Origin of the sequence: Ensifer sp. ENS03 (genome assembly GCF_014852035.1) — a bacterium.
Lineage (GTDB): Bacteria > Pseudomonadota > Alphaproteobacteria > Rhizobiales > Rhizobiaceae > Ensifer > Ensifer adhaerens.
The window spans coordinates 231,695-258,439 of the sequence record NZ_JACVAV010000007.1; the positions used below are offsets into that span (position 1 = coordinate 231,695).

Sequence of the window (26,745 nt, forward strand, 5' to 3'; positions counted from 1 at the left end):
TCGCATGGCAAACGCAGCCACTGCTTCCAAAATGACTGTTTCCGCAACGGATGTCGCAGTCGAAATCACTGGAATGAACAAGTGGTACGGGGACTTCCACGTCCTTCGTGACATCAACCTGAAGGTTATGAAGGGCGAGCGCATCGTCATTGCCGGCCCGTCGGGCTCCGGCAAGTCGACGATGATCCGCTGCATCAATCGCCTCGAAGAGCACCAGAAGGGCAAGATCGTCGTCGACGGCATCGAGCTCACCAACGACCTGAAGAAGATCGACGAAGTGCGCCGCGAAGTCGGCATGGTGTTTCAGCACTTCAACCTCTTCCCGCACCTGACGATCCTCGAAAACTGCACGCTTGCACCGATCTGGGTGCGCAAGATGCCGAAGAAGCAGGCAGAAGAAATCGCGATGCACTTCCTGAAGCGCGTCAAGATCCCCGAGCAGGCCAACAAGTATCCGGGCCAGCTTTCGGGCGGTCAGCAGCAGCGCGTGGCGATCGCCCGCTCGCTGTGCATGAAGCCGAAGATCCTGCTGTTCGATGAGCCGACCTCGGCGCTCGACCCGGAAATGGTCAAGGAAGTGCTCGACACCATGGTGTCGCTCGCCGAAGAAGGCATGACCATGCTGTGCGTGACCCACGAAATGGGCTTCGCCCGCCAGGTCGCCAACCGCGTGATCTTCATGGACCAGGGCCAGATCGTCGAGCAGAACTCGCCGGCTGAGTTCTTCGACAATCCGCAGCACGAGCGCACCAAGCTGTTCCTCAGCCAGATCCTGCACTAGGACCGGACGAGACGACACAAAAAGAAGCCCGCCTCATCGAGGCGGGTTTTTTCGTTCTGTCCGTTATCGATCCTACTCGACGCGATAGCGCAGGGTGCCGACTGACCAATGGATTCCGCGCGTGTCGAGATCTTCGGTCCAGTTCTTCTGCAGCCGCGCGATGATCTCGCTCAAGGTCTCGCGCGCATCGACCTCCACCTTGAGGCCCCGCGATATCGGCGCAAGATCGCTCAAGTCGACAGCATCGCTGACGACAAGCGCCACGAAAATGCCGTCGCCCTCGCCCGAGGCCTCGAAATCGAAACCGTAATATTCATCCGGCAAGGTCAGCGGCACGTCCGGCGCCAACGTCGTGATCTTTTGCGCGAACTCGTTCGGGAAAATCTGTGTTGCCTTGCCCTGGCTGTTGACGTCGAAAATCAGGAGATTGCCGGCCGTGTGGCTGTTGACCGTCAGTTTGAAGACTTCGCCGGCCTTCATGGTGGTCGGCTTGTCGATAGAGAGCATGACATCGCCGGCTTCGCTCTTGCCGATGATATCACCGACGGCATCGATGGGGTTGGCCGCCTGATAGCTCGGCACCGCTGCATTCGGAGTAATGGTATACGCACCCTGCCCGCTGCCATCCGCATCGCGCTTTTCCGGCACCATCGCGCTGTCGCCGAGCGCCTCGGGTCTGCCTTCCAACTGCGGGTCGAGATTGCCGCATTGCTCCTGCAAGGCGCAGTAGGAGGCAGATTGCGCCTTTACATATCCAAGAAGCTCGGCGTTGCTCGTCAATCCGTTGCCATTGCCATCGGCAGCGTCGCCGGTCTGGCCGGCGACGAAGGCTGCGGTGAAAACCCCGTGCCGATCCGCTGTCGGTAGCCGGACATCGTCCCAGGCGACCTGATAGGGCGCCGCCGCACTCCAGGCGGTCACCCCGGCATCGACGAGCTTCGGCTTGTCGACGAGGGCAAGATCAATCCTAAGGCCGCGGGTCAGCGCTTGCTCGACCGGCTTGGCATCGGGACGCGGGAGAAAGCGGGCGCCGTCGATAGGCTTTTTGATGTCCTCGGACAGCGACCGGGAGATCGTGCCGGAGTGACAGGCGTCGATCACGACCGTCACAGCGCGCCCCTTCAGGCGCTCCAGCACCGCATCGATCTCGTCGTCGAGGACAGCGCCTTGCCAGTCCGTTTCACCGGCGGCAATGTCGGCAGGCGCAATCGCTTCATCCAGCCCATCCGCTTCGTCGCCATCCGCATCCTTCACCTGCAGGCCGTGGCCTGAAAAATAGAGATAGACGCGATCGCCGGGCTTCGTCGCATCGACAAGCCAGCCGTTCATGGATGACAGGATTTCAGCTCTGGTCGCCTGCCCGTCCTTCAGCACGCGGATCGAGGCACTGTCGAAGCCGAGCCGTTCCGTGAGCAGCCTTTGCATCGCGACCAGATCGTTCGCCGGTCCGGGCAGGGAAAACTCGGTCGGCAGATTCTGATAGTTGCCGACCCCGATCAGCAAAGCCCGATCTCCGGCGACCGCAGGAGCAGCCAGCAGCATGAAACACGCAAGGGCGTGAAGGAACGGCACTCGCGATCTGGCGCCCATGCTCATTGGCCCTGACCTCTCGTGTAAAGCGGTTGAACCGCGATCGTACTCTCACTCCCTTCCAGGCGCGTTTCGAGCAAGCGCAGCAAGGCCGCTGCGTCGAGGTCCGAATTGGCAAAGGCGGCCGCGATCGCGTCGACAGGCGCATTGGTCGCGATGACGACCAGATGGTCCGCACCGAAGGGCTTGACCACCTCCAGGTCACGCAGCTTGAAGGCATGGCTTTCGCTGCCGGCAATCTGCACGTCGAGCAGTTGTGCTTCGCCTGTGTTGGCGAGGTTGAAGACCAGCATGTTGGCATAGCCGCCCTGCGGCGCCTCGACGTTCAGGCGGTCGCCGGCAAAGTAGATGTCCTTGACGGGCTTCAGCGAAACGGCTCCCGGGCTCTGCGCCGCAAGTGCTTTCAGAAAATCCACCAGGATGAATTTGTCGACCACGCCCTGGAGCCTTTTGGGCGCGACATGTTCCGCGGCGACGTCCCCGTTCGGCGTATAGAAGACACCGGATGTCGCCTCCCACCGGTAGGGCACGCCGTCGCCACCGATATTGGCAAGATCAGGCATGTCACCGACGACGCTCAATGGCAAATTGCCCGTCCATCCGGTTTCGCGCGGCGACTTCAGTGCATGCTTCGTGCCGCTCACTGTTGGCGCCACGCCGACCTTGGCGCTACGCGGCAGGGACAGCACGATTTCCTTGTCGGAGCGCGCCAGTTGCGGCGTGAAGTTCGGCACCTGCAGGGCTTCCGACTGCAGCTTGACGTTGGAAAACACGTAGTCTTCGAGTTCGACCCGCGAAATCCGCCCGTCACCATCGCGATCGGCGGCGCCTTCCAATGCACGGGCAAAACTCCAGCTCAGGGCGCCGCGGGGCTCGCCGCCGATAACCACTTCCGGGGTCGGCTGGCTTTCGAGCGATGCGGCGAGGATCGTCACCTGCGACAGCTCCACGTCCCTCACCTTGGCGCCGGACAGCGCCTCCTTGGATGGCGGCGGCAGCTTGGCGCGCACCATCGGCGCCAGCCGCGTCTTGCCGGAGATCGAGCGGTTCATGCCGCCTGAATAACAGCTGTCCGAGACGAACAGGACATGAATGCCCTTGGCTTCCGCCTCCGCGAACCAGGCGCTGAGCTCGTTGTCGACGATGATTTCGCTCGCCGTCTCCTCAGCACGCGCCCGGTCGAAGCCCGGCAACTCCAGGAATTCGTCGAGCCCGTCCTCTTCGCTGCCGGCGACCAACTCCGGCATCTGCGCACCGTGCCCGGCATAGGTGAAGACGATCGTATCGCCGCGCTCAGCGGCCGCCACGAGCTCGACCCAGGCCGCTCGGATTGCATCCTTGGTCGCCTTTTCGTTGATGAACTGGCGGATCGGGGCGACATCCGCCGCCTTCAGCGCCTGCGTGACGTCTTGCGCATCGCGGACGGCACCATCGAGGCTTACTTCGTGCGGATACTTGTCCACCCCGACGACCAGCGCCGAGGTCGAGGCCATCGCCGGGGCCACCGGCAATGCGAGCAAGCTCATCGCAAGCAGGGTTCTGCACAGCACTGTCATTTCCCCACATCCACATCCACGCGCCGGTCGAGCTGGTACAACATCTCCTCGCTATAGGCGGTCGGATCATCGGGTTTGAACGGTTCGTCCTCGCCCCTGCCGACGACTGTCCAGGTGCCGGGATAACCGGCGTCGACGAGGTATTGAGCCAACGCTTTTGCACGGGCGAGCGAGAGCGCCATGTTCGCCTCGGGGCTACCTACCGGATCGGTGTGACCGATCAGGGTGATCGCGGCCGGCTTTGCCGACTTCAGGCACTCGAACAGGTCCCTGGCCGACTCGAGACCTTCGGGCGTAAACTCGGCCGTGCCGAAGACGTAGCGCACCGGCGTCGCCTTCTTCCGGATCGAAACACCGCGATAGGAGAACTTGCAGGCACCGCGCGCGGCGAGCTTGACCGGCTTGGTTGCAGCAAGCCGCATTTCCGAAGCCAGGCGGTCCAGCCGTTCGATATAGGCCTTGTCCGGCGCCATCCAATCGGGCGTCAGTTCCTCGTTTGCCGCATCTTCCAGCGCCTGCTGATAGGAGGTCGCCGCGGCGTCGTAATCCTTGCGCTCCCGCTTGATGTCGCCGAGCGCATCGAGGATCTGCCAGGGGCCGCCGGCGTCGCGGCTTGCGGCCGTCAGTTCCGCTTCGAAGGTTTCAAGCTTCGCGCCTTGCCCCACTGCCGCTGCAACCCGGTTGAAGGTTGCGAGCGCCGCGATGCGCCGGGTGAGCGCGATCTCGGTCGCCGAGCAACCCTTCATGTTTACGGGGTCGGCCGCCACCTTAGTGCCGGCCTCGTCGGCGCGGTTCAGCGCCTCGGAGGCCAGGCGAAGACCGTCGCAGGCCATGACCGGCGCGGTGAAGACCGCCAGAACCGCCGAAGCGAGGAGAAATGCTCGTAGCTGAACCATGACTCGACCATCAATCCTTGATCTCGAACGTCACCATCTGAACACTGCTGGCACCCGCGTCACCCTGCGCCCGCTTGGCCAGGTTGATCGCGAGTCCCCGTGTCGGCGGCAACCGCGACGTCGCGACATATTGGCGTGCCTTCTCCACCGTCAGCTTCTGGTCACCGAGCCCGCCGGCACGGCAGAACGCCAGCATCGTTTCGGCGGGCGCAGGTGTGTCGAAGGTGAGCGTGCCCGTGCCCGGCTGCGGGATCAGGCGCCGCTCGCCCGGCTTAAGCGTGGTGTTGCCGATCATCACGTCCGGGATGACCTCGACGTTGCCGTTCTCCTCGACATAGAGGATTTGCAGCTCGCAGGCCTGGTTGGCGCTGAGTTCGAAGGAAAGCTCGTCGCCAACCTTCGCCGTCGTCGACTTCACGTTCAGGGCCAGCTCGAGCTTGTGGCCAGTCCCCGCATCCTCCTTGCGATAGTCCGGCACGGCGGCTGCGATCGACTGCGGCCTGTCGTCCACCATCGGCTCGGAACCGGCAATGACGATCGCCGTCGTGTCGAGCGGACGGCGCTGGGTGAGCGGCGCCATCAGCAATGCATATTGCTGCTCGACCTCGTTGCGCGGAATGGTTCCGCCCGCTTCCAGCGTCGTCACCCAGTCGAGCCCGAGGCGCAGGACATCGGTGTTCGTCACCCGCTTGATCGCTTCTGAGAATTGCTTGGGCGTCATGTCAAACTCGGCCGCCAAGGCATCGAAGTCGAGCTCGTCTTCGTACTTGTCGGCAAAGTAGGTGATCAGCTCCGCCTCGCCCGGCGCATGCTTGCTCTGGAGGCCCCCATCGGGCGTCGGCTCGGTGACGCCGAGCATCTTCAACGCGTTGACGAAGCGCTCGCGGTCCTTGCGATAGGTTTCGTCCAGTTCCTCCTGCTTCACATACATGGCAAGCAGCACGTCCTGTTGATCCTTGCTGAACAGCGTCGACGTCTCGATCTGCTCGCGCAGCTGATCGCGTTTCGAGAGGATGCCATCGGCGTGGCAATCGACACAGGACCGCGCGTTGATGATCTCGACGCCCTTGCCGATCGGGCGCTTGCGGAAGGACACGATGGTGGTCGGCCCGACATCAAGCTGCTTTCCTGCTGACGTCGAGAGGTAGTAGCCCTGCAGGCCGTTCGGCAACGAGAAGATCATTTCGCCGCCGTCGTGTTCGAAGGGCACGAGGCCCGCATCGAGCGGCGCCAATTCCCGCGGCCCGTGCGGGAAGCGCTTCAGCACCTGCTTGCCGATGTCGCCGCCGAAATCATAGGACTTCCAGTAGTAGCCGCCGAACGGCATGTCGTGCCGTTCGAGCATGCGGTTGTGGTCGGAAACCCCGGACGAGCCGTCGGCGAACCCGGCCCGCAGCACATCCCGCCGGCGAATGTTGCCGGCTACATCGATCTTGAAGCGCTTTTCGAGTTCGGCGATCTCGGTCGGCAACTTCATCAGCCGGTTGTAGATCTCCGGCCGCGCGCCGTTGCTCATGAACCAGTCGACCCGCATGATCGGCAGTTGCGTCGCCGTTTCCTTCGAAAGGGCCGAAAGCGACGCGTCGCTCTCGGGATCAATCCCATAGAAATAGCGCTTGATCAGGAAGTCATAGTCCGCCGCGTCCCATTGCAGTTCGCGCAGATCGACGCGCACCAGCAAGCCATTGGTGCCGTCGACCTCTGTCGGAAGCACCAGCTTTGGCCCGTAGGACAGCGAATTCAGCAGCTTCTTGAAGCCGCCGGCAAGCACGTCCATGCGCTTCATGAAGGTCTGGTCGTCCTCGCAGCCCATCATGCCGTTGTACTGGTCGCGATAGGAAAAGTAGCGCATGTAGGGGCGGTCGAGGGCGCTGACCGTCTCGATGTCCTTCAGCGCCGCATCGACGAACTGGCCATAACCCAACATCGGGCGGGCGCGCGCCGGTTTTGCGGCCACCGTCTGCGGCAGGCTCTTTTCGTTCAGTGCGTTGATCCAGTCCTCCAGCACCTTGATCTCTTCGGCAGAGGGGCGCTTGCCAAGCGGCATGCGGCCGCTGACGACAGTCGCGTAGAGCCGTGACTTCGAGGCATCTCCGGGGGTCACGAAGTTTGCGTCGGCGGCAATCGAGGCGAGTTCGCCCGCCGGGTAGCTCCCCTGCGAACTTTCGCCCGGCCCGTGACAGTTGCGGCAGTATCTGCCGATGAAGGCATCTGCCTGCTGCGCCAGCGCCGCATTGCCGCCGCCCAGCGCTTCGGTCGCCGTATTCTCCTTGCAGACGGCCGTGACAGACTGCGCCACCGGCGCGGGGGCCTTCACTTCACGATCGGCAAGGAAGGCATAGATCGCGCGGCGATCGTCGTCAGAAAGAACGCTCAGTCCCTTGGCTATACGCCGCATCACCGGATCACTGATCGGCGCGCCCGAGAGCTTCTTGCCTTCCTCGATCAGGCCCCTGGTGAAAACGTCGGGCGAGGCAAGACCGGCCATCTTCGTCTTGCTGATGTCGGGCGCGACCGCGCCGCTCAAATCCTTTTCGCCCTCATAGGCGCGCTCCAGGTCGAGCCCATAGGTCGTGGTGCGCGGTGTGTGGCAATCGCCGCAGCCGCCGACATTCTCGACCAGATAGCGGCCGCGCTCGGCTTGCGTCTCCTCGCGCGGCTGATAGGCCGGCACCGTGAAGTGGCTGCGCTTCCAGAGCGTGATCGTCGTCTGGCGACTGAACGGAAAAGCAATCTCATCCTCTTTCGACACTGCATCCGCCTGGGGCAACGTCTCGATATAGGCTTTGATGTCGAGCGCATCCTCCGGCTTCATGCCGCCATAGGAGGTGTAGGGCATAACCGGATAGAGGTTGTTGCCCTCGCGATCGAGACCGACCAGAACCGCATTCAGAAACTGCGCATTGGTCCATCCGCCGATGCCATTGGCGTGCGGCGAAATGTTCGGCGCATAGAAGGTGCCGATCGCCGTCTTCATCTCCATGCCGCCGGAGAGCAGTTCGGTGTTGTCGCCGGAGCCGTGGCAGGCGCCGCAGCCTGCGGCGTTGAACATGTATTTGCCGTTGTCGACATTGGCCTTGTAGGTGGAGAAGGCATCCTCAGCGAAGGCATCGCGCGCCGAGGCACCAGCGGGACAGAGCGAGACTGCGACCAGCGCCGCGAATGAAACGGCCCAATATCCGCGGCCAAGACCGGACAATGACGAGGCGCCTTCTCGCTTTCTCTGCAGACCGCGCATGAAACCCACTCCCTAAAACAATAGAATCGCTACTGAAATCCGCTGTACTATCGAAACTGAAATCGCTCGAATTCAACCCGCTTCGGCCGCTTGCCGAGATCTTTCAGACCTTTGACGATCGCCTCCCTGAGAGGTGGCGGGCCGCAAAACCAGAGATCGGCTTCCGCCGGATCGATCGCGCTACCGTTCGCGAGCTTGGCCGCATCCAGGCGCCCGTCCACGGAGGAATCGTGCAGGACAAAAGTGAAGTTGCCGAGCTTTCCGGCCTGCCCCTCGAAGGTCTCCAGGCCGATCGCCTCGCGCCGGTCGCGCACGCAATAGACCATGTGGATGTCCTGCCCCTCGTCGCCATTGAGATGCCGCGCCATCGCCAGGAACGGTGTAACGCCGATGCCGCCGGCGAGCCAGATCTGCTTCTTGCCGCCACGGCGGTGGTTGAAGCGGCCATAGCCACCCTCGAGCTTCAACCGGTCGCCGACAGCGATTCCGTCGCGCAGGGCCTGGGTGTAGTCGCCAAGCGGCTTGATCGCGAAGCGCACGACCCCGTCGGGCTCGATACCAGCGATCGTAAACGGATGCGGCTCGCGCAGCCCAGGCTTCAGCACCCGCAGAAAACCGAATTGCCCGGGCTTGGCGCGCAAGGCACGCCGCAGCGGCCGCGCCGCAATCACCGTCGCCCCGTCCTCCCGGGCGACATCGAAGACTTCGTAGCCGCGGGTTCTGAGCCAGGGCAGCAGCTGGGTATAGGTGTAGCTCAGGATGCCAAGTGCTGCGAAGGCGTTGAGGTAGACCGCCAGAAGCGCGGTACCGTCATAGGGGCGCTTGATGAACATCTGGTGGAAGGCGACCATCACGAAGAGCAGGCCGATGAAGCGGTGCGTGTAGCGCCACAGATGGTAGGGGATCTCGATCTTCGTCCGCGGTATGATCTTGACGATACTGAGAACGAGCAGCACGACGAAACCGTAGAAGGCATATTTGCCGGCGGATGCAGCAAGCTGGTTCAGACCGCTCGTCAGCGCCAGGCCCTTGAAGTCTGGTTTCAGGAAATAGTGCACGAGGATGAGGCACAGCACCGAGATGCCTATCCTGCGATGAAAATGATAGACACGGTCGAGCCCCCCGAAGAGAGCCTCGACGAACGGCGGGCGCGCGGCCATGAACTGCGCGACGGCCATGCCGACAAAGGCCGCCGACGACGCCATCAGCGAAAATGTCGTCAATGCATTGGTGTGACTGACTGCGGGTACGGCCAGCAGCGCCGAAAATGCCATCAAGGACCAGACCAGAAACGCGCCCACTTGCATCTTGCGCCCCTCAACGCCGATGGCTGACGGTTGTTGCCTTGCCTTGTGCCTGTTGCCTTCGATCCCTAGCGACCAAGGAAACATGCAACCAGCTTCTTGCCGCAACGACCCACGCGCCTCTTTCACGCGGGGCCTTTGTTGGGAGAGTGGCAAGCACCTCTCGGTTCGTCAACACGATTCCTATTGGAAACGTCCTATGAGGTTGGTTTATTCATGCCTTTGAAATTCGTATTTTTTAAGCATTCGCTTATTTTATTGATCACATAGGCAAACCACCCCCTTTGACCTGCACAAAGCCAGGCAACCGGCGCGCTTGCCTGGTTGTATGAAATCGTGCAAGCTACTGATATATCAGAACCAAAGGAACGGCATGTCACCGCAATCTCAGGCTCACCTCGCCTATCTCGCGCTCGAACGCCTGATCGTCACTCTGAAGCTCGAGCCCGGCGCCCTGGTCACCGAGAGGCAGTTGATCGAACTTGCCGGGCTTGGGCGAACACCGGTTCGCGAGGCGATCCAGAAGCTGGCCTGGCAGGGTCTCATGGATATCCGTCCCCGTGTCGGCTTGCAAATCACCACGATCCGGCCGGACGACCAGGTGCATGTCATGCAGACGCGCCAGAAACTGGAGCCGCTTGCCGCCGCCCTCGTCGCAACGCACGCAAGCGCCGAGGAGCGAAGCGCGATGAAAGCTTGCGGTGCGGAGATGGCCACCTGTCTTGATGCGGGCGACATGGAGGGTTTTCTCGTCGCCGACAAGGTGTTCGACGAACTGATGGAAGAAGCCTGCCCCAACCGGTTCCTGACCGCAGCACTTGCCCCGCTGCAGACACATGCGCGCCGCATCTGGTTTGCTTCGTCCTCGCCTGAAAAGATGGCCGGATCGGTCCGCCGCCATGTCACGGTGATCGATGCGATCGAGCGGGCCGACGCTGAAGGCGCGTCGGCCGCGATGGCGGACCTGATGAGCTATCTATCAGACGCCTGAAGAAACCTTGCCTGCACGAGAAGAAACAACGGCAAGCGATTGCTTTCACGGTTGTTTCTTCAACACACTTCAGGCCGTCGGCATCATGCTGCCGGTCTTCAGCCGGCGCACATGCCAGTCGAAAGCCTCTTCCAGAATATGCGGGGTCTGTCCGCCACGGGTGGCGACCGCACGATTGAAGTAATCCGACAATAGCTCCCGATAGGCCGGGTGGCAGCAGTTTTCGATGATGACGGGTGCGCGCTCCCGCGGCGCCAGGCCGCGCAGATCTGCAAGACCATGCTCGGTCACCAGAATATCGACGTCGTGCTCCGTGTGGTCGACATGGGACACCATCGGCACGACAGACGATATCGCCCCGCCCTTGGCAACCGACTTGGCGACGAAGATCGACAGGAAGGCGTTGCGGGCGAAATCGCCGGAGCCGCCGATACCGTTCATCATGTCGGTACCGCCGACATGGGTCGAGTTGACGTTGCCGTAGATATCGAATTCGAGCGCCGTGTTGATGCCGATGACACCGAGGCGCCGAATGATCTCCGGATGATTGCTCACCTCCTGCGGCCGCAGCACCAGCTTGTCCTTGTAGGCGCGGATGTTGCGGAACACGCGATCAGCCCAGGCGCTGGAAAGCGTCATCGACGAGGCCGAGGCGAAGCTCAGCTTGCCGGCCTCGAAAAGCTCGAACGTGCTGTCTTGCAGCACCTCGCTATACATACGCAGATCATGGAAGGGACTGTCGACCAGGCCGCTCAGCACCGAATTGGCGATGACGCCGATGCCCGCCTGCAGCGGGTTGAGCGTCATGTCGAGGCGGCCCTTGCGCACCTCCTCCTGCAAGAAGGCGATCAGATGGCCGGCGATCGTCGTCGTCTCCGCATCCGGCGGAGAGATCCGTGCGGCGCTGTCCTCTTTCTCGGTGACGACGATTGCGACGATCTTTTCCGGATCGACAGGAATGTAGGGCGAGCCCGCACGGCTATCGCAGGCAACGACCGGGATCGGCGTGCGGCTCGGTCGCTTCGCCGGAATGAAGATATCGTGCAGGCCTTCGAGTTCGGGACTGTGGCTGAGATTGAGCTCGACGATCACCCTCTTCGCCAGGATCGCGAAGCTTGCCGAATTGCCGACCGATGTCGACGGAACGATGCCGCCGTCTTCGGTGATCGCCACCGCCTCGACCACCGCATAGTCGATCGGGCTGATCTGGCCGGACCGCAACTGCTCGACGGTTTCCGAGAGATGCTGATCGATGAACATCACCTCGCCGCGGTTGATCGCCGCTCGCAGAACCGGGTCCGACTGGAACGGCAGGCGCCGGGCAAGAACACCGGCTTCTGTCAGCGTCTTGTCGATGTCATGACCGAGCGAGGCGCCCGTCATCAGCGTGATGCGAAACTTCTCCCGTGCGGCTCGTTCGGCCATGGCAAGCGGCACGGCCTTCGCGTCACCGGCCTTGGTGAAGCCGCTCATGCCGATGGTCATGCCGTCCTTGATCAGCGCGGCCGCCTCTTCCGGCGTAGCGATGCGATCACGCAGCGATTTGCAGCGGATCCTGGCCTCCAGGTCGGTTGGCGGAACATGGCTCATCGGGCACTCCCAGAAATGGCCCACGAGGCTCATATCAGGACGGCGCGGGCTTGGTTCGTCGTGCGCTTATTTTCGCATGTCTGCGTGCGCACGCTATGAAGATTTGCAGGAGCACGATAGCCGCTCGGACCGTAGGGCGGTACGCAGAATGGGCAAGGCGGAACTACCGCCGACGCATAGCTCGATGGTATTTCGCCTTAAACGACGAGGGGCGCACCCTTGGCGCGCCCCTCGAACGATAAACTGCACAAAAAAGGGTCAGCCGACGAAGGCGCGTTCGATCACGAATTCGGCCGGCTTGTTGTTGGCACCTTCGGTGAGACCTGCAGCCTCGAGGATTTCCTTGGTGTCCTTCAGCATCGCGGTCGAGCCGCAGATCATGCCGCGATCGACGGCCGGATCGAGCAGCGGCAGACCGAGATCGGAGAAGAACTTGCCGTTTACCATCAGGTCGGTAATGCGGCCCTTGAACGGGAAGTCTTCGCGGGTCACCGTCGCGTAGTGGCGCAGCTTGTCGCCGACAATCTCGTTCAGGAACTCGTGGTTCCGGATTTCCTCGACGAGATCGAAGCCGTATTTCAGTTCGGCAACATCGCGGCAGGTATGGGTGAGGATCACTTCCTCGAACTTTTCATAGGTCTCGGGATCGCGGATCAGGCTTGCGAAGGGCGCAATGCCGGTGCCGGTCGAGAACATGTAGAGACGGCGCCCGGGAACGAGCGCGTCGAGCACCAGCGTACCGGTCGGCTTCTTGCGCATCAGCACCTTGTCGCCCGGCTTGATCCCCTGCAGGTGCGAGGTCAGCGGGCCATCCGGCACCTTGATCGAGAAGAACTCGAGTTCTTCGTCCCAGGCGGGGCTAGCGATCGAATAGGCGCGATAGACCGGCTTGTCGCCGACCATCAGGCCGATCATCGCGAATTCGCCCGAGCGGAAGCGGAATTCGGCAGGGCGGGTCATGCGGAAGCGGAAGAGCCGATCCGTATAGTGTTCAACGCTGGTCACCGTCTCGACGTAGACGCCTGCCGGTGCCTGGATCGCGAAATCTTCCGTTTTTGCCGGAGCATTCATCTTAGCTACAAGTCCTGTAAATGATGACCCTGTCTATCAACAATAAGCCGATATTCCAAGCTGCGCCTTGTTGAAAGGAAATCTCTTCCAAATATAGTCGCTTTTGGGGATTTCGGCGTGCTTCACACTGTCGCGGCCAACCCTACCCTATGACACCCGGCGCCAGCTATAGGATTTAGCATCGGTCGAAGGCTTGGCGGTCGGCTGGTAGTGCACAGCAATGCCCGGCAGGCGTCCTTCGGACAAACGCTTCAGCGCTGTCGCATTGCTGACAGCGAAGCTTTCGACGCCACAGCGCAGCATCAGCGGGATCTGGTCGATCAGCACGTCGCCGACCGCCCTCACCTCGCCGGTAAAGCCAAGCCGCGCGCGCAGCAGCGACGCATGGCTGAAGGCGCGGCCGTCATTGAACGCCGGGAACGCGACGGCTACCAGCGCAAGGCGATCAAGGTGTGGTGCGAGCTTCGTCACGTCGTCTGCCGGCGCGATGACCACGCCAAGACCGGTTTCGTCGCTGTCTGCAACCTTGGCCAGGAACGCGTCGAGACCGACGATCGCCTTCTCGTTCGAGCCTGCCTTGGTTTCCTCCGTCTCGATGACCCAGGGATCATCGCCCACGAAACCGGTTTCCTTCCAGATTTTCGTCATTTCCGTTCCTCAGCGCCTCAGGCAGCTTCCTGCGCGCTGCCGTAGAGCGCATCCTTGAAGGGTTGTGGGCCGACGCGGCGATAGGCCTCGAGGAAGGTCTCTTGACCGTCGCGGCGCAGTCCCAAGTAGGTGTCGACGATGGTCTCGACGGCGTCGGTCACCTTCTCCGGTTCGAAGCCGCGGCCGATGATCTCGCCGATCGAGGTGTTCTCGTCGCCGGAGCCACCAAGCGTAATCTGATAGAGTTCCGCACCCTTCTTTTCAACGCCAAGCAGCCCGATATGGCCGACATGGTGATGACCGCAGGCATTGATGCAGCCGGAGATCTTGATCTTCAACTCACCGATCTCGGCCTGACGCTCGGGCGAACCGAAGCGGGTCGAAATTTCCTGCGCCACGGGGATGGAGCGCGCATTGGCAAGTGCGCAGTAGTCCAGCCCAGGACAGGCGATGATATCCGTGATCAGGCCGGCATTGGCAGTGGCAAGACCTGAGGCGACCAGCGCGCGGTAGACCGGCTCGAGATCGGCCAGCGCCACATGCGGCAGGATCAGGTTCTGTTCGTGGCTGACTCGGATTTCGTCGAAGGCGTATTCCTCGGCAATATCGGCAACGGCATCCATCTGCGCGTCGCTGGCGTCGCCCGGAATGCCGCCGATCGGCTTCAGCGAGATCGTCACCATGCCGTAGTCCGGGTGCTTGTGCGGCTGCACATTCTGCTGCACCCAACGGGCAAACTCGGGATCGGTCTTCTTCCAGCGCGCGAGGCTCTCCCAGCCTTCAGCACGGTTTTCGAGGGCCGGTGGTGCGAAATAGGTGGAGATCGCCTGGATGTCGGTCTCCGGCAGCTTCAGCTCGGTGTCCTTGAGGGCCGCGAACTCGACTTCGACCTGACGCGACAATTCTTCGGCGCCGGTCTCGTGTACGAGGATCTTGATGCGGGCCTTGTACTTGTTGTCGCGGCGGCCGTGCAGGTTGTACACGCGCATGATCGCCGTCGTGTAGGACAGCAGGTCCTCCTCCGGCAGGAAGTCGCGAATTTTCTTGGCGATCATCGGCGTGCGGCCCTGACCACCGCCGACATAGACGGCAAAGCCGATGCGGCCGTTTTCGTCCTTTTTCAGGTGCAGACCGATATCATGGACCTGGATTGCGGCGCGGTCGCGCTCAGCACCCGTGACGGCGATCTTGAACTTGCGCGGCAGGAACGAGAATTCCGGATGTACGCTCGACCACTGTCTCAAGATCTCGGCGTAAGGCCTTGGGTCTGCGACCTCATCGGCGGCCGCGCCGGCAAAGTGATCGGCGGTCACATTGCGAATGCAGTTGCCCGAGGTCTGGAGCGCATGCATCTCGACGCTTGCGAGCTCTTGCAGGATATCCGGCGTGTCGGACAGACGCGGCCAGTTGTACTGGATGTTCTGGCGCGTGGTGAAGTGGCCGTAGCCGCGGTCATATTTGCGCGCGATATGGGCGAGCATGCGCATCTGGCGGCTCGACAGCGTGCCATAGGGAATGGCGACGCGCAGCATATAGGCGTGAAGCTGCAGGTAGACGCCGTTCATCAGGCGCAGCGGCTTGAAGGCGTCTTCGGCAAGCTCGCCACTCAGTCGCCGCTCGACCTGATCGCGGAACTGTTCGACGCGGGAGGAAACGAAGGCGTGGTCGAATTCATCGTAACGGTACATCGGGTATCGGTTCCTCAGGCAGCGTGTTTCGGGCCGGAAAGGCCATTGTAGCCGGCAGCGTAGGGGATCGAGGGGCCTTCAGCGCGGATGCGCTCGCGCATGCGCAGCGGGCGAAGCGTGCCGTTGATCTCTTCGACGTCGACGACGTTGGCATCGACGACCTTGTTGTCATCGAACGCCTGCTTACCGGTGGCTTCGAGCGCCGTCACGGCCTCGGCGTGGCGAGCGATGAAGGCATCCTGAAGCTGCTCGACCCAGTTGCCCGCGGCATCCAGCCAGACGGAAATGCCGTCCGAAAGTCGATTTGCCGTCAAAACCTTGCTCACCATAACCTCTTCCTCAGTTCAAAATCTGTTCGTCGCGCCCGAAAGCAGCTTCAATGTTTTTCTTCTCGCCACGTGCCTTGCCTGCGACAAGCGGTTCGGACCGCTCGAAATTGGCGCCGGCGACGGCATCGCCGATGATGACCATCACCGGACCTGCAAGCTCGCTGCGGTTTTCAAGATCCGGAAGGTCCTTCAGCGTACCGTGCAGCAGGCGCCGGTCGGCGCGGCTGGCATTCTCGATGACGGCAACCGTCGTTTCCGGCGGAAGGCCTGCCTGCATCAGACGACCGGCGACCGACGCCGCAACAGTGCGTCCCATGTAGACGGCGATCGTTGCACCCGAGACGGCAAGCCGCGCCCAATCGGGCAGGACTTCGCCGGTCAGATCGTGGCCGGTCGTGAAGACCAGCGAGGAGGCAACACCGCGAAGCGTCAGCGGCAGTTCAAAATCGGCCGCCGCGGCGAAGGCCGAAGTGATACCCGGGACGATCTCATAGCTGATACCGGCTTCGCGCATCGCCGCCATCTCTTCGCCGGCGCGGCCATAAACCAAAGGATCGCCGGACTTCAGACGGACGACGCGCTTGCCTTCGGCAGCCAGCGTCACCAGCAGCTGGTTGATCTCGTCTTGGGACTTGGTGTGGCAGCCCTTGCGCTTACCGACCGACAGGCGCTCGGCGTCACGACGACCCATATCGACGATCGTCTGCGGCACCAGCGCATCATAAACGATCGCATCGGCTTCCATCATCACGCGCTGGGCGCGGAGCGTCAGCAGGTCTTCCGCGCCTGGACCGGCACCGACGAGCCAGACATGGCCCCTCGCCTTCTCGGGCGCATCGAGCAGACGCGAAGCCTCACGGCGGGCAGCAGCCAGATCGCCGCCGGCGACCTTGTCTGCCACCGGCCCCTGGAAAAACCGGCGCCAGAACATGCGGCGGGCAATGCCGCGCGGCACCAGGCGATCGACGGCCTCGCGATAGCTCGCGGCAAGCGAAGCAACGACACCGAGCGAGGGGGACAGCAGCTGATCGATCTGCGCACGAATCATCTGCGCCAGAACGGGTCCTGCCCCTTCGGTCCCGATGGCGACTGCAACAGGGGCACGGTTCACGAGCGCCGGCGTGAAGAAGTCGCAGAAGTCGGGCTGGTCGACGGCATTTGCCGGGATCTTGCGTTCACGCGCTGCAAGGACGATGCGCTGATCCTCGACGGCATTGCCGGTCGCGGCAAAAACGAGAATGGCGCCGTCGAGCTGCTCGGGTGCGAAGGCGGCCGCGACATGTTCGATCCCACGGTCACGAAGGTATTGTGCGAACTCCGCTTCCGGCGCGTCGGCGAAGACGACGATCGACGCTTCGGTGTTCAGCAGCAGCCGCACCTTGGCAAAGGCTTCGTCGCCATTGCCGAAAACCGCCACACGCTTTTGCGCGACGCGAAAGAATGCGGGGAAAACGGCGAGCTGCTGCGACATGGTCTTGCGGTCGTTCCTTCTACAGGCTGCGGCGAATATCCCTTATGGCGCACGACAATTGAAGGAACAGAAATTTCAATGCCTTTCCAGGCACGTATTGTTTTGCTCGGCGGTGCACCATTTTGAGCAAATATCTCCGAGCCTGTTCAATCGCCGACCTTGGCGCGGCCATTGCGCCGCATGGGTAACCTCCGTTAAATGCCGTCAACGACCTGCCGGAGGCCCAAGACATGACAAAACCCGAACTCGCCGAACGGCTTTTGACCGTCATCGAGCAGGATATCCTGCCGCTTACCGAAAAGGGTGTTGCCGCCGGCAACAAGGTCTTCGGCGCAGCGATCCTGCGCAAGTCCGATCTGTCGCTGGTGCTTGCCGAAACCAACAACGAGACGGAAAATCCGCTCTGGCACGGCGAAGTGCACACGCTGAAGCGTTTCTACGAGATGGCGGAGAAACCGGACACGCGCGACCTCATCTTCCTCTCGACGCACGAGCCCTGCTCCATGTGCCTTTCTGCCATCACCTGGGCCGGCTTCGACAATTTCTACTATTTCTTCAGCCACGAGGATTCGCGCGACGCGTTCGCGATCCCGCACGACCTCAAAATTCTGAAGGAGGTCTTCCGGCTGGAACCGGGTGGCTACGCGCAAGACAACGCCTTCTGGCACTCGGCCTCGATTGCTGCACTCTCGAAAGACGCCGATGCCGAAACCCGCGATCGGCTTTCCGCCCAGGATGCCCGCATCCGCGCCCGCTACCAGAGCCTTTCCGACAGCTACCAGTCGGGTAAGGACGACAACGCCATTCCGCTGAACTGAGATCCATGGAACCTTCACGCGACATAACGCGCCTGCTCGACATCATGGCGGCGCTCCGCCAGCCCGAGACCGGCTGCCCCTGGGACATCGTCCAGACCTTCGAGACCATCAAGCCCTATACGATCGAAGAGGCCTATGAGGTTGCCGACGCGATTGAGCGCGGTGACATGCACGACCTCTGCGACGAGCTCGGCGATCTGCTGCTGCAGGTGGTCTTCCACGCCCGTATGGCCGAAGAGGCCGGCGACTTCGCTTTCGGCGACGTCGTTGAGGCGGTGACCCGCAAGATGATCCGCCGGCACCCGCATGTCTTTGCCCGATCCGACGCCGATACGCCCGAGGCGGTGAAGCTGCAATGGGATGAGATCAAGCAGGCCGAAAAGGCCGAGCGGCAAGAAAAGCGCGCCAAGCGCGGCCTCGCGCCTGATGCAGCCGCAAACCATTTGGGCTCGGTGCAGCGCTCATTTCCGGCGCTCGTAGAAGCCCTGAAGCTGCAGGAGCGCGCCGCAAAAGTCGGCTTCGACTGGTCGGAGCCGGAACCGATCCTCGACAAGATCGAGGAGGAAATCGGCGAGTTGCGCCAGGCTCTGCGAGAAAAGGACCGCGCCAAAGTCAGCGACGAACTGGGCGACCTGATCTTTGCCGTGGTGAACATCGGGCGCCATGTCGGCACCGATCCGGAGATGGCGCTTCGCGGCACCAACACCAAATTCCGCCGCCGCTTCGCCCATATCGAGCGGGAACTCGGCGCGGCCGGCGAGACGCTGGATGAGGCAACGCTGGAGCGGATGGAAGAGCTCTGGCAGGCAGCCAAGGCGATCGAGCGACAGCTGGGCTAGAACGAGCGGGACGCGTGCCCGCCATACGTCCCCTTTCCCAAAGCTGAGGCCGACAGACCGCTAGCCGCCGACCCCTGGAAAGCTACGGCTTACCAGTCTTCCTCGACGGGCTTCGGCCCGTTTCCAAGGCGACGCTCCAGCTCGGAGGCCTCGTTCTCGGTCAACCTGAGATCAAGGCTCACACGCCCGTCTTCCAGGTCTTCGCGACCGTCGACGATCGCGTGCTGGTAGACCCAGGGCAGAAGCTGCAGCTGATCGATGCCGAGAACGACAGTGCATTCCGTCAGGACGCCGGAAAGACGACGGCCGATTTCGCCGAGCAGTTCGTCGACGCCGTCACCGGTGATCGCGGAAACGGCAACCGTGTTGTTGGACGTCGCCGCTTTGCCGCGCAATGCCTCGCGTGATTCGTCATCCAACCGGTCGATCTTGTTCCAGACCTCGATCAGGCGCTCGGAGGCTTCCTTCTCGTCGATGCCGAGATCGGACAGGATTCTGAGAACGTCGCTTGCTTGTGCCTGGTTGTCCGGGTCCGAGAGGTCGCGGACATGCAGGATCAGATCCGCCTCCAGCACCTCTTCCAGCGTCGCGCGAAACGCGGCTACGAGATGGGTCGGCAGGTCGGAAATGAAGCCGACAGTGTCGGAGAGGATGACCATCCGGCCATGCGGCAGCTTCAGCCGCCGAAGCGTCGGGTCGAGCGTCGCAAACAGCATATCCTCGGCCAGAACGCCTGCCCCGGTCATGCGGTTGAACAGCGTCGACTTGCCGGCATTGGTGTAGCCGACGAGGGCGACGATCGGGTGCGGTACCTTCTTGCGCTTAGAGCGATGCAACTGCCGTGTGCGGCGCACCTGCTCCAACTCGCGCTCGAGCTTGACGATGCGATCCTGCAGCAAACGCCGGTCCGCTTCGATCTGGGTTTCACCCGGACCGCCCATGAAGCCGCCACCGCCGCGCTGGCGCTCAAGGTGGGTCCAGCTTCGGACCAGGCGGCCCTTCTGATAGTTGAGATGCGCGAGATCGACCTGCAGCGTGCCTTCCTTGGTGGAGGCGCGGCGGCCGAAGATTTCGAGAATGAGGCCCGTACGGTCAATGACCTTGGCGTTCCATTCCTTCTCGAGATTGCGCTGTTGCACCGGCGTCAGCGGATGGTCGACGATGACAAGACCGGCATCGAGCTCGACGAGGATGTGGCCAATCTCTTCGATCTTGCCGGTACCAAGCAAGGTGCCCGGCTTCGGCTGCGCCACCGGAACGATGGCGCCATGCACGACCTCAAGATCGATCGCCATGGCGAGACCGGTCGCCTCTTCGAGGCGACTTTCGTCCGAGCGCGTCGTGGTGGTCGAGAGCATATCTGCGGACTGCCGTCCGGTCTTTTTCAAGACTGGAACGATGACGACCGCGCGCATGTCGTCGCGGAGCTTCTCGAGCTCCGGAATGATCGACGACAATTTTGAATCACGTTTGGTAATGTGCCTAACGTCCCGTCAGGATGCGGCTTCTTCGTTCTCGAACATCTGCAGCGGCTGGCCGGGCATGATGGTCGAGATCGCGTGCTTGTAGACCAGTTGCGAGTGGCCGTCGCGACGCAGCAGGACGCAGAAGTTGTCGAACGAGGTCACAACGCCGGTAAGCTTGACGCCGTTGATGAGAAAAATTGTCAAGGAAATCTTTTGCTTGCGGACCGTATTGAGAAAGAGATCCTGCAAGTTTTGAGAACGTTCCGCCATCGCGCCGCTTCTTTCTTATTTGCCGGCGTTTCGCGCCGGTGCATTTTTGTCAAATTCAGCAATCAGAGGCGCCACAAGTACCTTCCCCGACACCTCTTCAGAGTTGGTATCAAATCAATGTCTTTTCCGCAACGCCGAAAAAGGCTTCGCGAATATTCTGTGCTATGCTTCCTGGATGGCCGTTGCCGATCGGCTTGCCGTCGATCGAAACGACCGGAAAACAGATGCTGGTGGCGGCCGTAATAAAGACTTCGCGCGCCGCGAGCATCTCATCGACCGAGAACGCCCTCTCCTCGATTTTAAGCCCAAGCGGCACCGCCACATCCATCAAGGTGGCGCGGGTGATTCCCTTGAGGATGCCGTGTTCTGCCGGTCGTGTGCGCAGGTTTCCGTCGCGGTCGACAATCCAGACATTGGTCGCTGCGCCTTCCTTCACCGCGCCGTCAGCATCGACGAAGATCGCCTCCTGTGCGCCTTCCTCCTTGGCTTTCTGGCGCGCCAGCACGTTGGGCAGAAGCCCGACCGACTTGATGTCGACACGATCCCAACGGTTTTCCGGCACCGTGATCGCCGCTATGCCATGGGTCGCCTTCCTGGCAATGGCTGCAGCGTCGGTGCGCTTCGCCGTCACCACGATCGACGGGCGTGTTTCCGCCACGGGAAAGACGTGATCGCGGCGCGCCACGCCGCGCGTGACCTGCATGTAGAACAGGCCGTTTCTCACCCGGTTGCGCCGGATGACTTCGCGGATCACGTGGACGAGCGCGGCCCTTGTCATCGGCCAGTCGATGCGCAGTTCGCTGAGCGAGCGGCCGAGGCGATCGAGATGACGGGTGAGATCGACGATATAGCCGTGACGCACCTCGCAGACCTCGTAGACGCCGTCCGCAAACTGATAGCCGCGGTCCTCGATATGGACGCCGGCGTCCGCGTGCGGCACGTAGGCGCCGTTGACATAGGCAATTCGGGACATCGTCTCGACCTTAGAAATACTGGATGCTGACGCGGAACAATTGCTCGACATGGCGCACCGCATCGGCGGTGGCAAAGAGCACGACGCGGTCCTTCGCCTTGATCCGGGTGGCGCCGTCAGGGCGAATGAACGTCTTGTCGCGATAGAGCGCGCCGATGCGGATTCCGTCGGGAAGTTCGAGGTCGCGCAGGGCCTTGCCGACGAGCGGGGACGTTTCCAGAGCCTCGGCCTCGATCACCTCGGCCATGCCCTTCTGCACCGCATAGACCGAGCGGATGCGGCCCTTGCGGACATGCTGCAGCACGCGCGAAATGGTCACCGCGCGCGGGTTCACATAGGCGTCGACGCCGGCAGTCGCGGCAAAATCCTGGTAGGACGGTTCGTTGATGAGGACGAGTGTGGACTTTGCACCCAGGTGTTTCGCCATCATGCTGCCGAGGATGTTGATCTGGTCGTTGTTCGTGAGCGCCACGACGAGATCGGCGTCCTGGACATCGGCCTGCGCGAGGATCCGCTGGTCCATGGCCGACCCGTTGAGGACGACCGTGCTGCTCAGCTTGTCGGCCATCATCACCGCGCGGTCGCGATCGCTCTCGATCAGCTTCACCCGCGTGCGCGGCTGGTGTTCTTCGATCGTCTTGGCGACGAAATAGCCGACATTGCCGCCGCCGAAAATGATGATGCGCCGCGCCTCCTGCTCTTCGTGGCCGAAGAGCGTCAGCGTGCGCCGCGCATGATCCCGATCGCAAACGACATAGGCGATATCGCCCGCCTGCAACTGGTCGTCGGAATGGGGCACGATCACCTTGCCGTTGCGGAAAATGCCGGTGACGGTCGCAAGCAGGTCAGGAAACAGTTCGCTCAACTGTTGCAGCGGCGTGCCGACGACGGGACAGTCTTCCAGGCACTCGAAGGCGACCATGGCGATGCGGTCATCGGCGAAACGCACAACGTCGATCGCGCCGGGAAAGGAAATGCGCCGCAGCACGAGCCGCCCGACCTCAACTTCGGGCGAGATGGTGACGTCGATCGGCACGTTCTCGCGCGAAAACAGGTTCGCATACTCAGGCGCGAGATAGCTCTGCGCCCGAATGCGCGCAACCTTCGTCGGCACGTTGAAGATCGCGTGCGCCACTTCACAGGCGACGATGTTGACTTCGTCGGACAGCGTGACCGCAATCAGCATGTCGGCCTGGTCAGCACCCGCCTTGGCGAGCACATCCGGATGCGCGCCATGGCCGACGTAACCGCGCACGTCGAGGCTCTCGGTGATGTTGGCGATCAGCGCCGCCGACGTATCGATCACCGAAACGTCGTTGTCTTCCTGCGCCAGTCGCTCGGCAATGCCGTAACCGACCTGCCCCGCGCCACAAATGACTACCTTCATGTCGTTCTTTCACATGCGAGCGCGGGCGGGTTGGCCGGAAATTCCGGTTCAGACGCCCAGCGACTTCAGCTTCCGATGCAGCGCCGACCGCTCCATACCGACAAACTCCGCCGTGCGCGAAATATTGCCGCCGAATCGGTTGATCTGCGCGATCAGATAATCACGTTCGAACATTTCGCGAGCCTCGCGCAACGGCAAGGTCATGATGTGCTGGTCGCCCTGGGCCGAAATCTTCGGCAGGGTGTCACCCACTTCGGTCGGCAGCATGTCGGCCGAGATCGGCGTATCCGGACCGTCGCTGCGGGCAAGGATCATCAGCCGCTCGATGTTGTTGCGAAGCTGGCGGATGTTGCCCGGCCAGTCATGCGCCTGCAGCACCGCCAGCGCGTCGTCGCCGATCTTGCGCGGACGGATGCCCGCCTGCTCGCTGACCTGGCGCATGAACATGTCGACGAGGAACGGAATGTCTTCGCGCCGCTCGGCGAGTGCCGGAACACGAACCGGAATGACCGCCAGCCGGTGGAACAGGTCTTCGCGGAACAGGCCCTCGGAGATCATGTTTTCGAGATTGTAGGCCGTCGACGAGATGATCCGGACGTCGACCTTCACGCGTTTGGTGCCGCCGACACGCTCGAACTGCTGGTCGACGAGCACGCGCAGGATCTTGTTCTGCGTCTCGCGCGGCATTTCGCCGATCTCGTCGAGATAAAGGATGCCGCCATGGGCTTCCTCGAGCGCGCCCGTGCGGCGCGGCTGGCCCGGCGTGCCCTCGGTCCCGAAGAGCGCGATTTCCATTCGGTCCGGCGTGATCGCCGCTGCGTTCAGCGCCACGAAGGGGCCCGTCGATCGCGTCGACTTGCGGTGGATCATACGCGCGACCAATTCCTTACCGGAACCCGAGGGCCCCTGGATCATGATGCGGCTGTTGGTCGGCGCGACCTTTTCGACCGTCTGGCGAAGCTGCGAGACGGCAACGGACGTGCCGATCAGCTCAACCGGATCGCCGGACTTCTTCTTCAGCTCCGAGACTTCGCGCTTGAGCTTGGAATTTTCCAGCGCCCGTTCGGCGATCAGGATCAGACGGTCGGCCTTGAAGGGCTTCTCGATGAAATCATAGGCGCCGCGCTTGATGGCGTTGACCGCGGTCTCGATGTTGCCGTGACCGGAAATCATGACAACCGGAAGATCCGGGTGCCGCCCCTTGATCTCGTCGAGCAGCGCCAGGCCGTCGAGGCGGCTTCCCTGCATCCAGATGTCGAGGAAGACCAGCCGCGGCACGCGATCGCTGATCGCCGCCAGCGCGCTGTCGCTGTCGAAGGCGGTGCGCGTTTCGTGCCCCTCGTCCGACAGGATACCCGACACGATCTCGCGGATATCTTCCTCATCGTCCACAACCAGAATATCAGCGGCCATCGCTCGCACCCTTATCCTTCAAACTCTCTTCGCCCCCGGTTTCTCCGGCAGGCGGCAGGATCACGCGGATCATCGCCCCGACACCACCGTCGTATTCGGCAGGCGCGTCGTGCAATTCCAATTGTCCGCCATGGTCCTCAATGATCTTCTTGACGATGGCGAGACCCAGGCCCGTGCCCTTCTCGCGCATCGTCATGTATGGCTCCAGAATACGGTGCCGGTTTTCCGTGGGCAGACCCTTGCCGTTGTCGATGATGTCGACGACGAACTGGCCGGTCGCCGCATCGGTTCGCGCACGCGCCACGACGAGAGGCTGGCCGCGGACCGCATCCGCCGGCAGCGCCTCGATCGATTCCACGGCATTCTTGACGATGTTGCCGAAGGCCTGGCCGAGCATGCGCCCGTCGAACAAGCCCTCAAGCGGCTCCTCGCCGAAGTCGCGCACAAAGTTGATGTGGTTGTTGCCCATTTCGCGCAGGAACACTGCATCCTTCAGGATCGCGCGAAGATCCGCCCGTTCCTTTGTCGGCTTCGGCATGCGCGCGAAGGCCGAGAACTCGTCCACCATGCGTCCGATGTCTTCCACCTGGCGCACGATGGTGTCCGTGCACTGGTCGAAAACGGCTTTGTCATCCTGATTGATCTGTTTGCCGTAGCGCCGCTTCAGGCGCTCGGCGGAAAGCTGGATCGGCGTCAGCGGGTTCTTGATCTCGTGGGCGATGCGGCGCGCCACGTCCGCCCAGGCGGTCGAGCGCTGGGCGATGACGAGATCGGTGATGTCGTCGATGGTGATGACGTAGGATTCGTTCGCCTCGCCGCCCTCTTCGCGCGTCACCTGAACGTTCAGCGTGCGCTCGGTTCCGCCGCGCATGACGTTGATCTGCTTGCGGTAATCGTTGCGATGGCGCCCTTCGGCCTCGACCAGGACCTCCTCGATCTCGGGCGCGATCTGCCTGAGATCGGCACCGAGAAGATCCGGCGCGGCCTTCTTCAGGAAATCTTCGGACGACGGATTGGCAATGGTGATCTGGCGGTCACGACCGACACCGATGACAGCCGCGGTCACGCCCGACAGAACCGCCTCGATGAAGCGGCGGCGGTGGTCGACTTCGTCCTTGGCCTCCAGGATCTGCTCCTGCTGGCTGCGGATCTCAGAAACCATCTTGTTGAAGGTTCGTGATAGATTACCGACGTCGCCATCGACGGCGCGCACCGGCACGACGACATCGAGATTGCCGGAAGCGACGCTGTCGGCGGCACCGATCAGCTGGCGGATGGGCCGGACAATCCGGTCAGCGACTGCGATCGCGGTCCAGATCGCGGCAAGCAGGACGATGAGGGCAAAACCGAGGTAGAGGACACCGAAGGCAATCTGGGTGAAGGTTCGCCCGGCCTCGAGCATCTTGTACTCGGCGGTGTTCTCCTCCATCAGCCGGAGCGAGCGCATCACCTCCGGATCGACGTTGCGAACCGTGTAGAGGAAGGTGCCCGGGATGTCGTCGAGCGGGATGACCGCGCCGACAAGGTTGGTGATCCCTGGCGGGATCAGGGTCGGCTGGCCGGAGACGGAACTCTTCAACGCATCCGGCGGGATCGCCGGCAGCGGCCTATCGGTCGAGATGTTGGCCTGCACGATGGGGCTGCCGTCGGCACGCACAAGAAAGGCGCCCAGCATGCCGCGTCCGCGCGCCTGGCGGGTCATCAGCTCGGCAAAGCCCGTACGGTCGAGGCTGTAGAGCTGACGGTTGCGCTCGAGGTCGTTCGCCATCGAGACGGTCTGGCCCTGGAGATAGCTGGCATTCTCGAGCACGTAGGCCTGCGCCACGTTGATCGAGGAGCGGACGATCGCCTGGGTTCGGAGCGAGAACCAGCGGTCAAGGCCGACATCGAGCGTGATGCTGGCAAAGATCGCGACGAGAACCGCCGGCGTGATCGCCACGATTGAAAACAGCGCGACGATGCGCACGTGCAGTCGCGCTGCGGCACGGCCTTTGTGGCGGGCGCGCAGGAGACGCAGGATTTCACGGGCGATCAGATAGATGAGGCCGACGACGAAGAGGCTGTTGATCGCCGCACAGGCGATGACGATATTTCGTTCGAGCTTGATTGGCGTCAGGCCGAGAAGCACGAGCAGGGAGACGGTCGCACAGATTAGCGCGCCGGTTGCCAACATCAGGCCCGGCAGGGCAAAGGAGCCACGGCGATCCTGCGCCGCCAGTCCCTCATCTGTGCCCAGCGGCAAGGCCATTGCGTCCACCATGAAAAGCGTTCCCCCAACCGTCGCCGGCCGGCGACGGCATCTCTTGCTTGCATTCTCGGGTCAAAGGTTGACCTCACCACCCAGATGGGCTGCCGCGCGGCACCCCCGTCAATCGATTGGGTCAAATCGATTGAACAGGACGGCAACGACGCGCGATTCGGCGGCC

Annotated in this window: 21 protein-coding genes; 4 read left to right on the top strand and 17 right to left on the bottom strand. The window is 62.3% G+C overall.

The annotated features are described in order from the left end of the window. Nucleotides 1-4: 4 nt before the first annotated feature. Nucleotides 5-781, top strand: a complete 777-nt coding sequence (locus IB263_RS23315; RefSeq protein ID WP_064816988.1) for an amino acid ABC transporter ATP-binding protein — start codon at nt 5-7, stop codon at nt 779-781. A gap of 72 nt (nt 782-853) precedes the next feature. Here the strand turns inward: IB263_RS23315 and IB263_RS23320 are convergent, their stop codons facing one another. The 5 genes from IB263_RS23320 to IB263_RS23340 form a co-directional block, all read right to left on the bottom strand. Further along, nucleotides 854-2,284, bottom strand: coding sequence for a caspase family protein (locus IB263_RS23320; protein ID WP_192439075.1), 1,431 nt, complete (start codon nt 2,282-2,284; stop codon nt 854-856). 89 nt (nt 2,285-2,373) lie between these two features. After that, nucleotides 2,374-3,921: a caspase family protein gene (locus IB263_RS23325; protein WP_192439076.1), complete on the bottom strand. Its 1,548-nt coding sequence runs from the start codon at nt 3,919-3,921 to the stop codon at nt 2,374-2,376. A 2-nt stretch (nt 3,922-3,923) separates the two neighbouring features. Further along, nucleotides 3,924-4,823 carry an OmpA family protein gene (locus tag IB263_RS23330; RefSeq protein ID WP_192439077.1) on the bottom strand — a complete coding sequence of 300 codons (900 nt, stop codon included), beginning with the start codon at nt 4,821-4,823 and terminating at the stop codon, nt 3,924-3,926. Nucleotides 4,824-4,833: 10 nt separating this feature from the next. Continuing rightward, nucleotides 4,834-8,061 carry a c-type cytochrome gene (locus IB263_RS23335; protein ID WP_192439078.1) on the bottom strand — a complete coding sequence of 1,076 codons (3,228 nt, stop codon included), beginning with the start codon at nt 8,059-8,061 and terminating at the stop codon, nt 4,834-4,836. 47 nt (nt 8,062-8,108) lie between these two features. Then, nucleotides 8,109-9,368: a ferric reductase-like transmembrane domain-containing protein gene (locus IB263_RS23340; RefSeq protein ID WP_192439079.1), complete on the bottom strand. Its 1,260-nt coding sequence runs from the start codon at nt 9,366-9,368 to the stop codon at nt 8,109-8,111. A gap of 370 nt (nt 9,369-9,738) precedes the next feature. Here IB263_RS23340 and IB263_RS23345 point away from each other — a divergent pair, with 370 nt between their 5' ends. Continuing rightward, complete coding sequence (locus IB263_RS23345) at nt 9,739-10,356, top strand: GntR family transcriptional regulator (RefSeq protein ID WP_112976462.1); 618 nt, start codon at nt 9,739-9,741, stop codon at nt 10,354-10,356. A 69-nt stretch (nt 10,357-10,425) separates the two neighbouring features. Here IB263_RS23345 and IB263_RS23350 read toward each other — a convergent pair whose 3' ends face one another. The 6 genes from IB263_RS23350 to cysG form a co-directional block, all read right to left on the bottom strand. Next, on the bottom strand, nt 10,426-11,946 hold the full coding sequence (locus tag IB263_RS23350; protein WP_192439080.1) for an acetyl-CoA hydrolase/transferase family protein: 1,521 nt from the start codon (nt 11,944-11,946) through the stop codon (nt 10,426-10,428). Between the two features lie 258 nt (nt 11,947-12,204). Continuing rightward, a complete protein-coding gene (locus IB263_RS23355) occupies nt 12,205-13,017 on the bottom strand; it encodes a ferredoxin--NADP reductase (RefSeq protein ID WP_192439081.1) in 813 nt (270 codons plus the stop codon). 147 nt (nt 13,018-13,164) lie between these two features. Then, on the bottom strand, nt 13,165-13,665 hold the full coding sequence (locus IB263_RS23360; protein WP_034795725.1) for a DUF934 domain-containing protein: 501 nt from the start codon (nt 13,663-13,665) through the stop codon (nt 13,165-13,167). 17 nt (nt 13,666-13,682) lie between these two features. Then, complete coding sequence (locus IB263_RS23365; RefSeq protein ID WP_034795728.1) at nt 13,683-15,353, bottom strand: nitrite/sulfite reductase; 1,671 nt, start codon at nt 15,351-15,353, stop codon at nt 13,683-13,685. A 14-nt stretch (nt 15,354-15,367) separates the two neighbouring features. After that, nucleotides 15,368-15,682, bottom strand: a complete 315-nt coding sequence (locus IB263_RS23370) for a DUF2849 domain-containing protein (protein ID WP_034795732.1) — start codon at nt 15,680-15,682, stop codon at nt 15,368-15,370. Nucleotides 15,683-15,692: 10 nt separating this feature from the next. Then, nucleotides 15,693-17,153, bottom strand: coding sequence for a siroheme synthase CysG (gene cysG, locus IB263_RS23375; protein WP_192439082.1), 1,461 nt, complete (start codon nt 17,151-17,153; stop codon nt 15,693-15,695). A 230-nt stretch (nt 17,154-17,383) separates the two neighbouring features. Between cysG and IB263_RS23380 the strand changes: the two genes are divergently transcribed. Then, nucleotides 17,384-17,971: a deaminase gene (locus tag IB263_RS23380; protein WP_034795738.1), complete on the top strand. Its 588-nt coding sequence runs from the start codon at nt 17,384-17,386 to the stop codon at nt 17,969-17,971. Between the two features lie 5 nt (nt 17,972-17,976). Then, nucleotides 17,977-18,810 carry a nucleoside triphosphate pyrophosphohydrolase gene (gene mazG, locus IB263_RS23385; protein WP_034795753.1) on the top strand — a complete coding sequence of 278 codons (834 nt, stop codon included), beginning with the start codon at nt 17,977-17,979 and terminating at the stop codon, nt 18,808-18,810. Nucleotides 18,811-18,899: 89 nt separating this feature from the next. On the opposite strand, the gene hflX is transcribed toward mazG, so the two are convergent. The 6 genes from hflX to IB263_RS23415 all read right to left on the bottom strand — a co-directional run bounded on the left by hflX (nt 18,900) and on the right by IB263_RS23415 (nt 26,579). Then, nucleotides 18,900-20,225: a GTPase HflX gene (gene hflX / locus IB263_RS23390; RefSeq protein ID WP_034796024.1), complete on the bottom strand. Its 1,326-nt coding sequence runs from the start codon at nt 20,223-20,225 to the stop codon at nt 18,900-18,902. Nucleotides 20,226-20,303: 78 nt separating this feature from the next. Continuing rightward, nucleotides 20,304-20,546: an RNA chaperone Hfq gene (gene hfq / locus IB263_RS23395; protein ID WP_003535434.1), complete on the bottom strand. Its 243-nt coding sequence runs from the start codon at nt 20,544-20,546 to the stop codon at nt 20,304-20,306. A 109-nt stretch (nt 20,547-20,655) separates the two neighbouring features. Then, nucleotides 20,656-21,519 (bottom strand): D-amino-acid transaminase, encoded by an 864-nt coding sequence (locus tag IB263_RS23400; RefSeq protein ID WP_192439083.1) that lies wholly within the window; start codon nt 21,517-21,519, stop codon nt 20,656-20,658. 10 nt (nt 21,520-21,529) lie between these two features. Then, nucleotides 21,530-22,906: a Trk system potassium transporter TrkA gene (trkA, locus tag IB263_RS23405; RefSeq protein ID WP_034795767.1), complete on the bottom strand. Its 1,377-nt coding sequence runs from the start codon at nt 22,904-22,906 to the stop codon at nt 21,530-21,532. A 48-nt stretch (nt 22,907-22,954) separates the two neighbouring features. Then, nucleotides 22,955-24,319, bottom strand: coding sequence for a two-component system response regulator NtrX (gene ntrX / locus IB263_RS23410; protein WP_060582471.1), 1,365 nt, complete (start codon nt 24,317-24,319; stop codon nt 22,955-22,957). After that, nucleotides 24,309-26,579 carry a PAS domain-containing sensor histidine kinase gene (locus IB263_RS23415; protein WP_112772638.1) on the bottom strand — a complete coding sequence of 757 codons (2,271 nt, stop codon included), beginning with the start codon at nt 26,577-26,579 and terminating at the stop codon, nt 24,309-24,311. Before IB263_RS23415 ends, ntrX begins: the two co-directional genes overlap by 11 nt. Between the last annotated feature and the right edge of the window lie 166 nt (nt 26,580-26,745).

Excerpts from the sequence above, each read along its gene's own strand:
- IB263_RS23360 (WP_034795725.1), bottom strand. The coding sequence starts at position 13,665 with ATGACGAAAATCTGGAAGGAAACCGGTTTCGTGGGCGATGATCCCTGG.
- mazG (WP_034795753.1), top strand. The coding sequence starts at position 17,977 with ATGGAACCTTCACGCGACATAACGCGCCTGCTCGACATCATGGCGGCG.
- IB263_RS23370 (WP_034795732.1), bottom strand. The coding sequence starts at position 15,682 with ATGGTGAGCAAGGTTTTGACGGCAAATCGACTTTCGGACGGCATTTCC.
- trkA (WP_034795767.1), bottom strand. The coding sequence starts at position 22,906 with ATGAAGGTAGTCATTTGTGGCGCGGGGCAGGTCGGTTACGGCATTGCC.
- IB263_RS23345 (WP_112976462.1), top strand. The coding sequence starts at position 9,739 with ATGTCACCGCAATCTCAGGCTCACCTCGCCTATCTCGCGCTCGAACGC.
- IB263_RS23330 (WP_192439077.1), bottom strand. The coding sequence starts at position 4,823 with ATGGTTCAGCTACGAGCATTTCTCCTCGCTTCGGCGGTTCTGGCGGTC.
- IB263_RS23340 (WP_192439079.1), bottom strand. The coding sequence starts at position 9,368 with ATGCAAGTGGGCGCGTTTCTGGTCTGGTCCTTGATGGCATTTTCGGCG.
- IB263_RS23355 (WP_192439081.1), bottom strand. The coding sequence starts at position 13,017 with ATGAATGCTCCGGCAAAAACGGAAGATTTCGCGATCCAGGCACCGGCA.
- IB263_RS23415 (WP_112772638.1), bottom strand. The coding sequence starts at position 26,579 with ATGGTGGACGCAATGGCCTTGCCGCTGGGCACAGATGAGGGACTGGCG.
- IB263_RS23380 (WP_034795738.1), top strand. The coding sequence starts at position 17,384 with ATGACAAAACCCGAACTCGCCGAACGGCTTTTGACCGTCATCGAGCAG.
- cysG (WP_192439082.1), bottom strand. The coding sequence starts at position 17,153 with ATGTCGCAGCAGCTCGCCGTTTTCCCCGCATTCTTTCGCGTCGCGCAA.
- IB263_RS23400 (WP_192439083.1), bottom strand. The coding sequence starts at position 21,519 with ATGTCCCGAATTGCCTATGTCAACGGCGCCTACGTGCCGCACGCGGAC.
- ntrX (WP_060582471.1), bottom strand. The coding sequence starts at position 24,319 with ATGGCCGCTGATATTCTGGTTGTGGACGATGAGGAAGATATCCGCGAG.
- IB263_RS23350 (WP_192439080.1), bottom strand. The coding sequence starts at position 11,946 with ATGAGCCATGTTCCGCCAACCGACCTGGAGGCCAGGATCCGCTGCAAA.
- IB263_RS23365 (WP_034795728.1), bottom strand. The coding sequence starts at position 15,353 with ATGTACCGTTACGATGAATTCGACCACGCCTTCGTTTCCTCCCGCGTC.
- hfq (WP_003535434.1), bottom strand. The coding sequence starts at position 20,546 with ATGGCGGAACGTTCTCAAAACTTGCAGGATCTCTTTCTCAATACGGTC.
- hflX (WP_034796024.1), bottom strand. The coding sequence starts at position 20,225 with ATGCGCGCGGTCGTCATCGTTCCAGTCTTGAAAAAGACCGGACGGCAG.
- IB263_RS23315 (WP_064816988.1), top strand. The coding sequence starts at position 5 with ATGGCAAACGCAGCCACTGCTTCCAAAATGACTGTTTCCGCAACGGAT.
- IB263_RS23335 (WP_192439078.1), bottom strand. The coding sequence starts at position 8,061 with ATGCGCGGTCTGCAGAGAAAGCGAGAAGGCGCCTCGTCATTGTCCGGT.